Here is a 7,431-nt window from a genome sequence, read left to right as displayed (position 1 = left end):
GGCGACACCGCAGCCGAGCAGCGCCGCCTTCTCGAGCGGGATATCTTTCTCGATCTTGATGACGGAGGCTTCGTTGACGGTGACGTACGGCGCGAACGTGCCCAGCAGGCACATCTGGATGACCGGTTCGCCGCGCAGGCTCACCCGATATGAGCCGTCCGAGATGGCCTGACCGGTGAGCAGACCCGCACCCAGGTCGCAGATGTTCTGCAGGCCCTTCGCACACGACCGGCAACGGCCGCACGCGGGAATGAACGCGAGGACAACGTGGTCGCCCTCCTCGAGGTTCGTCACGCCGGGCCCGACCTTGGTGACGACGCCGGCGCCCTCGTGGCCACCGAGGATCGGGTAGAAGGGCAGCGGCGTCGCTCCGCTGCGGAGGTGTTCGTCGGAATGGCACAGACCGGACGCGGCCAGGCGGACCTGCACCTCACCGGCGACCGGGTCACCCAGGTCGATCTCGTCGATTTCCCAGGGCTGACCGATTCCCTTCAACACTGCGGCCTTGATCTTCACGAACCCCTCCATCGGTTGCTTGTGTGACACGCGTCACCGCGAGTGAAACAGGCGGACAGAGGTTCGGCAGCAAAATCGCCGAACCGTTTTCCTCCGTCCAACTTCCCGCTACAGTCGGTAACAGTAATTTGCGTCACGAAGGGTTCGACGATGTTCCACGTCCGGCACAGCGCCGTCGCCGCAGTTCCTCTGGATATCGCGTTCGCATACGTGGACGATCACCGCACGGTCCCCGAGTGGATGTTCGGGGTCAGCCGGTTCGAGCCGGTCGGGGCCCAGGTCAGCGGGCTCGGCGCGGTCTTCGACGCCGCGATGCAGATCGGCCCGAAGAGCCTCGACACCCGCCTCGAGGTCGTCGAATGGGAACGCGACCGCATCATCGTGCTCAACTCGGTCGCGGGTTTCCGCACGTCGTCGAGTTGGACCTTCACCGACCTCGGCGACTCCTCCCGGCTCGACGTCGACTTCGGGTACGAGCTGCCCGGCGGCCTCGCCGGGCGCGCGCTGGGGATGCTCATCGAACCGGTCGTCGGCACCGCGGTCCGCCAGACCGAGCAGGCGCTGCGCACGCGCCTCGGCCAGTTGGTCTGATCAGAAGTTGCCGCGGGCGGCTGCTTTCGCCTATCGCCGCCCCGATGAATTCCGCTCCGCCCGGCGGTCTGATCCCTGTGGAACCCCCGAAGGGAGAAGCGGATGAAACTCACGGTGACCACGTTCGTCTCGATCGACGGAGTCGCACAGGGTCCGGGCGGACCCGAGGAGGATCTCAGCGGTGGCTTCGAGCGCGGTGGTTGGGTGGTGCCGCTGTTCGACGACGACACCGGCGCCTTCATCGAGGAGGTGTTCGGCCGCGTCGATGCGTTCCTGCTCGGCAGGAAGACCTACGACATCTTCGCCGCGTCGTGGCCGAACGCCACCGACCCCGACGACATCGTCGCCAACCGGCTCAACACCCTGCCCAAGTTCGTCGCCTCCACCACGCTGACCGACCCGAAGTGGAGGCCGACCACCGTGCTCGACGGCGACATCGTGTCTGCCGTGGCCGAGCTGAAGAGCCGTCCCGGTCGCGAACTACAGGTTCACGGCAGTCTCGAGCTCGTGCGCACGCTCCACGAACACGATCTCGTGGACGAGTACAACCTGCTGACGTTCCCGGTCGTCGTCGGTCAGGGTCGCCGGCTGTTCGCCGAGCGCGGTCTCGATACCGCGATGTCGCTCGTCGAGTCGCGCAGCACGAGCACGGGCGTGATCATCGCGGTGTACCGGCGGGATGGGCGTGCCGAATTCGGAACGATGGAAGTCGAGTGAGTTCGATCCGGTCGGGAACTCGGTGAGCCCAGTGACACCCGGTGCGTGCTCACCCCTCCTCGAGCACGAATCCTGCTGGGCTACAGAACCTCTGACGTTCCCGACCGGATCAGCCGGCCGGCCGGACGCTGTCGATACGGATGTTTCGACGTCGACGCCGACCCGCCGACGGTCAGCGGTACGAGTAGTCCGAGTACGACGGGAGATCGTTCATCGCCGACATGGCAGCGGCGAAGATGACCACGTAGAACACGATCAGCGCGACGACGAAGATCGCCCACACGAGCAACGCGATCCTGCCGAGTCGCTTCGCGCTGTCCGACGACGCCTGCGCACCCGCGTAGTCGCCCATCGCCCACAGCGGGTACACCTTCGCCGCGTGCGAGAGCGCCGAGAATGCGAGCGGCCAGAAGAAGATCAGTGCCGCGACCGCCCAGCCCGTGTTCTGCGGCGGCAGCGCCGGGCGGATCTGCTCGACGGGAGCGTTGTACTGGAATCCGCCGGGCCGAATGTTCTGAACCTGTTGATGTTCCCACGACTTTGTGGGCCTTCGGCCCCGGTGTGCCTTTCTGGCGGTCAGGGCCGCCAGAAAGGCACACCGCCGTTACAGCGCCGCGCGCGCTCCGGCGATGTACGCGTCGGCGTCGAAATCCTCGATCAACGATTTCTGGACGATGAATCCCTGGGCGAGACCCAGAACGATCGGCGCGCGTTCGGCGGCCCATGTACGCGGGGCGGTTCCGATCGCGGACGGATTCTCCTCGGCCCACGCGGCGAGCAGGTCCGTCACGAAGGCGCGCAGTCGGCCGAACACCGTGCGGACGAGTTCACCGATTTCGGGGTCGATGGTGCCCTCCGCCCACAGCTGGAGGACGGCGCTGCCGAGTCCGCCTTCGTCGAGCTTGTGCAGGAGTGCGGCGATGATGTCGCCGGGCCCTTCGACCGCGAATCCGCTGTCGTCCGTGAGTGCACTGCCCCGATCGCCGAGTACGTGGTCGGCGACGGCGACGAGGAGCTCCTGCTTGCCGCCGAAGTAGCCGTAGATCGCGCCGGCCGACAAACCGGATTCGGCGATGATGTCGGCCATCGTCGTGCGCTGGTATCCCGAGCGCGCGAAGCAGCGCAGGGCGGCATCGATGATCTCCGCGCGCCGCGCGACACGATGCGCCTGACTGACTCTGGGCACGACCGGTTTTCCTTCCATCCTCTCGAGCTGTTGACAAGCACCTTATCCGAGGTCTTCCATAGAGAACGAATATTCGTTTTCAATGGGAGGGTCCCCATGAGCCACACCCCGGCAGCATCGGGCAGCACCCCCGTTGCGCGCGCGATCGCACTGGCGGTCGGTGCCGCCGCGATCGTCGGAATCGTTCTGCTGGCCTTCACGTGGCCTGCCGTCACGTCGGAACCCCGCGACCTCCCCGTCGCGGTCGCGGGACCGGAAGCCGCGGTCGCACAGGTCACCGGTGTCGTCGCGGCGCAGGCCGGCGAGGCGCTCGCACCCACGCCCGTGAGCTACCGCGCGGCTGCGGTCGAGGCCATCGAGCAGCGAGAGGTCTACGGCGCGATCGTGCTCGGTTCAGCGCCCGGCGAGGCACCCGAGGTCCTGATTGCAACGGCCGCGAATCCTCAAGTCGCCCAGATGCTTCAAGCGATAGCAGCGCAGCTGGGTCAACGGACCGGTGCGGCCGTCACCGTGACCGACGTGGTGCCTTTCGACGACGCCGATCCGCGCGGCGCGAAGATCTCGGCGGCCGCGTTCCCGCTGGTCCTCGGCGGCATGGCGGGCGCCGTGATCATCTCGGTCGCGATCGGCACGGCCCTCCCCCGCGTCGTGGCACTCGTGGCGTACGCGGTCGCCGGTGGGCTGCTGCTTGCCGGTATCCTCCACGCCTGGTTCGGGGGACTTCACGGCAGTTTCTGGGTCAACGCCACCGCGATCGGGTTGACGATCGTGGCGATCTCGGCACCGATCGTGGGATTGCGCAGCCTCCTCGGCATGCCCGGCATCGGGGTCGGCGCGGTGCTGATGATGCTGATCGCGAATCCGATCTCCGCCGCCGCGATTCCGGTCGAGTTCATCCTCGCCCCGTGGGGTGCGATCGGCCAGTGGTTCCCGCCGGGCGCGGGCGCGACCCTGCTGCGGGAACTGTCGTACTTCCCCGACGCGAACACCGCGTTCCCGTGGACGGTCCTGGCCGTGTGGGCGGCAGCCGGCGTGCTGTTGACATGCATCGCCGCCGCGCGGGAATCGAAGGTCGTCGACGAGACCGAGGAACTCGCAACCGTCGGCTGATCGGAGTTGAGTTTCACGTTGGTTGAAACCCGATGATGGCGTGGTGCAACCTTCTGATCTCATGTCGATCGGGGTCTTCGCCGGGCGTTCCGGCCTGACCCCGAGCGCGCTGCGGTTCTACGCCGACTCGGAGCTGTTGGTGCCGGCCGAGGTCGATCCCGTATCGGGTTACCGCTTCTACCGTCCCGACCAGCTGCCCCGCGCGGACATGCTCCGGCAGCTCCGCGAGATCGGCATGCCGCTGGCGGCGGTCAGAGCAGCCTTGGACGCGGGACCGGCCGAGGCGGCCCGGATGATCGACCAACACGTCGCGAAGGTGCTCGAGGATGCCGCCGCAGCCCGACGGCAAGCCGCTCGCCTCACCGCGGCGCTGACCGATGCACCCGGCATTCCGATCGCCACGTTGAAAGGACCGGTGCTGGCCGACGCGGTCGAACAGGTCTCGAGCGCGACAGCGCGGGAGCCATCGATGCCGGTGCTCGACGGCATCCACATCGAGGCCGGTCCGCACGCGATCACCCTGACCGCAACCGATCGGTACCGGCTCTCGACGCGCACCCTGGTGCCCGACGAACTGACGGCTGCCACCTGGTCCGCGACGGTCGATGCAGGAGACCTGCGTGCCGCGGCAAACGAGATGCGCCGCTGCGCAACGGTCCACGTGGAAGCGTCGGCGCACGGAATCCGGTTGAGGGTCGCGGAGCGCGACGATCTGCACTGCAGGCTCGTCACCGAGCCCTTCCCCGACTATCGGGCGATGCTCGCGAACCTACCGGAACCCACCACTCGGGTGACTGTCGCCAAGTACGCGCTCCTGCGGGCGCTCGAGGACAGCGCCGGCGAGCACATCGCGCTGAGCGTGACCGACGGCGTTCCCGAATTCCTCACCGGCGAGGAGCAGTCCCTCGGATCTCTGGACGCCGCGGCGACGGGAGCAGACGTGCGAATTACGTTCCAGCTCACGACGTTCTACCCGGCGATCAGTACCGCGATCGGCCCCGACGTGATGCTGGACCTACGGGGACAGGACCTGCCCGTCACGGTGCGGTCCGCCGACCGCGGCGACCTCACGACCCTCGCCATGCCCATCGACCCCCAGGGAGCATTTCGATGACCGTCTCCGCTGATCCCGACCCGACCATGGATGCCATCGCGCAGGTCGTCGCCGAAGGACGATCCGGCAACCCTGAGGCCGCTCGGAAACAGTTGCTGGCCTTGTGGTCCGAGATCGGCGTCCTCGGTGACCCACTGCACCGCTGCACTCTCGCGCACTACTTGGCAGACCTCTACGCAGATGCCGCCCAGGCCCTGGCCTGGGACATTCGCGCCCTCGATGCCGCCGCTGCCGTGACCGAGCAACGAGTGCAAGAACACCACGCCGATCTGCACATCGCCGGCTTCTATCCGTCACTGCACCTGAACCTGGCCGACAACTTCCGTCGACTCGGCTCCTTCGATGCCGCCACCGATCACGTCACCGCAGCCCGCAAGCACGCGCCGAACCTGCCGGACGGGCCGTACGGCGATACCATTCGGGCCGCCATCGACGAGGTCGGCGACGCCATCGTCAGGAAGGACCGTACGCAACGCGCCTCCGCGCCCGGCACTTCCGTATAACGACGCGGAGGTTCAACGACGCACCGTGCCGAGCACCCGACGCGCCATGTGCGCCATGCCTGCGGCGTTCGGGTGCAACGCGCTCGACGACGGGCCGGCCTGGCGCCCCTCGAACCACCGTTGCCCGGGAGCGGCGCACGCGTCGTGCCCTTCCGCCCCTGCGGTGACGTCGACGAACTCGGCACCGGCGGTCGCGGCCGCCGTGGCGAGGACGCCGTTCATCATCGCGAAGAAGCCTTTCGCCCATACCGCGTCGGCGTCGCTGATCGGCAGGTTGGGCCAGCATCCGCGATCACCGAAGATTCCACCGTGCCCGACCAGCACGACGCGCGCAGCCGGGGCCTTCAACCTGATCGCGGTGAGCGTCGACCACACCTTCGGACCGAGTCCGGCGAGTGCGGACAGCGCCCGGCCGGTGACCGTCGGATTGTTTCGGCATCTGGCATCACCACCCGGCGCAGTGGCGTAACACGGGGAAACCAGTGTGGGCCAACTGATGTCGTTACCCCCGATGCTCAGTGTCACGAGTGTGGTGTCCGACGGCATCTGCTCGATCTGCGGCGGCACCGGCCCCTTCGACGTGTGCTGCGGAGTGTTTGTCACGTGCTCGGTGTGCGCTCCGGTGCATGACAGGTTGAGGAACGACGCCGCGCCCACTCCCTGCGCGACGAGCGTCGGATAGCCGAGGTCGGAGCGTTCGCACGCATTGGTCTGCGTAGCCGGGTCCAGGGACGGGCCGGCGGCCCTGGAGTCTCCGAGCGCGACGTACCGCACACCACCGTTCGCAGGGACGGCAGATGCCGTGGCCGGAAGCGCGAACGAGACAGCGGCGGTGGTCGCGACGACGGCGGCGGTGACGGCGGCGCGGATTCCAACGGGCTTCATGATCAGCAGTATCTGTGACGAGCACCGTGACGACGGGGAGATTGGGCGTCGTGTTTCTGTGTCCGGGAACAACGAGCGCAGGCGTCGCACCCGTTTTCCGCAGGCGTCGCACCCGTTTTCCGAGCGAGCGGCACATTCAGTCGATCTGAGGAGACGAGCGGTACATTCGCTCGGACGCGGCTCTCGCGACAGCGACACGCCGATGAAGATAGAACACCCGTTCGAGTTGACCACCCTCACCGCGCGTGGCACCATCTCAAGATCACCTGAAAACAGGTCGACCCCGGCCGGTGCGCCAACACCGATCCGGGGTCTGGGCACACGACAGAAGGAAGCTGTCATGCACCGTAGGCTGGATTCTATCCCCGCGCCCGATCGAGGCGCGCATCGGCGAGCGACTCCGCTCGATCCCCTGTCGACGTCCTGACACTTCCGCCCTTCGACCCCGCCGGTCGAGGGGCCACAGGCGTTCCACTTACACGGTTGTGCACGAGGGCCGTTCCGGTAACCGAGGCATGACCGTGCCCGTCGCTACCCTCCCGTAGTCCGACGTCAGCGCATCGCCGCTGCGGGTCTCCGGCCACGGAGCCGAACCCGAAACCGACAGGGCACCAGTACCTTCAGCCTCCGCAGCTGGTGGCGGAGCACCCGATCGTACGGGTCGACACGAACGACCGGGTCCAGCCGAAGCCACACGTCACCACCCGACGTGGGGCCAGGAGTGCTGGCCGAGACGGTCTATCGGAGTATGGCGACCGGGCAGCGTTGGGGAAGGGGCCGAGCAGACTCAGCGACCCGTAGGGTCTCCG

At 67.4% G+C, this 7,431-nt stretch carries 9 protein-coding genes; 5 read left to right on the top strand and 4 right to left on the bottom strand.

Annotated elements, in window-relative coordinates; translation table 11 throughout:
• Window positions 1-516: alcohol dehydrogenase catalytic domain-containing protein (locus I0Q12_RS32430; RefSeq protein ID WP_307846129.1), on the bottom strand; the 516-nt coding region annotated here is incomplete at its 3' end.
• Window positions 517-666: 150 nt separating this feature from the next.
• Between I0Q12_RS32430 and I0Q12_RS08660 the strand changes: the two genes are divergently transcribed.
• Window positions 667-1,107 (top strand): SRPBCC family protein, encoded by a 441-nt coding sequence (locus I0Q12_RS08660; RefSeq protein WP_197251538.1) that lies wholly within the window; start codon window positions 667-669, stop codon window positions 1,105-1,107.
• A gap of 102 nt (window positions 1,108-1,209) precedes the next feature.
• Window positions 1,210-1,824, top strand: coding sequence for a dihydrofolate reductase family protein (locus I0Q12_RS08655; RefSeq protein WP_197251537.1), 615 nt, complete (start codon window positions 1,210-1,212; stop codon window positions 1,822-1,824).
• Window positions 1,825-1,996: 172 nt separating this feature from the next.
• Here the strand turns inward: I0Q12_RS08655 and I0Q12_RS32425 are convergent, their stop codons facing one another.
• Both I0Q12_RS32425 and I0Q12_RS08645 read right to left on the bottom strand, forming a co-directional pair.
• Window positions 1,997-2,242, bottom strand: a complete 246-nt coding sequence (locus I0Q12_RS32425; protein WP_248674236.1) for a CD225/dispanin family protein — start codon at window positions 2,240-2,242, stop codon at window positions 1,997-1,999.
• 186 nt (window positions 2,243-2,428) lie between these two features.
• Window positions 2,429-3,010 carry a TetR/AcrR family transcriptional regulator gene (locus tag I0Q12_RS08645; protein WP_197251536.1) on the bottom strand — a complete coding sequence of 194 codons (582 nt, stop codon included), beginning with the start codon at window positions 3,008-3,010 and terminating at the stop codon, window positions 2,429-2,431.
• A 96-nt stretch (window positions 3,011-3,106) separates the two neighbouring features.
• Here I0Q12_RS08645 and I0Q12_RS08640 point away from each other — a divergent pair, with 96 nt between their 5' ends.
• Genes I0Q12_RS08640 through I0Q12_RS08630 form a run of 3 tightly spaced genes read left to right on the top strand, consistent with a single transcriptional unit; the run spans window position 3,107 to window position 5,737 of the window.
• Window positions 3,107-4,120 carry a hypothetical protein gene (locus I0Q12_RS08640; protein WP_197251535.1) on the top strand — a complete coding sequence of 338 codons (1,014 nt, stop codon included), beginning with the start codon at window positions 3,107-3,109 and terminating at the stop codon, window positions 4,118-4,120.
• 43 nt (window positions 4,121-4,163) lie between these two features.
• Complete coding sequence (locus I0Q12_RS08635) at window positions 4,164-5,234, top strand: MerR family transcriptional regulator (RefSeq protein WP_197251560.1); 1,071 nt, start codon at window positions 4,164-4,166, stop codon at window positions 5,232-5,234.
• Window positions 5,231-5,737 carry a hypothetical protein gene (locus tag I0Q12_RS08630; RefSeq protein ID WP_197251534.1) on the top strand — a complete coding sequence of 169 codons (507 nt, stop codon included), beginning with the start codon at window positions 5,231-5,233 and terminating at the stop codon, window positions 5,735-5,737. The genes I0Q12_RS08635 and I0Q12_RS08630 overlap by 4 nt, the downstream gene beginning before the upstream one ends.
• Window positions 5,738-5,749: 12 nt before the next feature.
• On the opposite strand, the gene I0Q12_RS08625 is transcribed toward I0Q12_RS08630, so the two are convergent.
• A complete protein-coding gene (locus I0Q12_RS08625) occupies window positions 5,750-6,622 on the bottom strand; it encodes an SGNH/GDSL hydrolase family protein (protein ID WP_197251533.1) in 873 nt (290 codons plus the stop codon).
• Between the last annotated feature and the right edge of the window lie 809 nt (window positions 6,623-7,431).

This window comes from Rhodococcus sp. CX (genome assembly GCF_015865005.1).
Classification (GTDB): Bacteria; Actinomycetota; Actinomycetes; order Mycobacteriales; family Mycobacteriaceae; genus Rhodococcus.
Note: the sequence above shows the minus strand (reverse complement) of the source record. Positions and strands in the feature narration are given on the sequence as shown.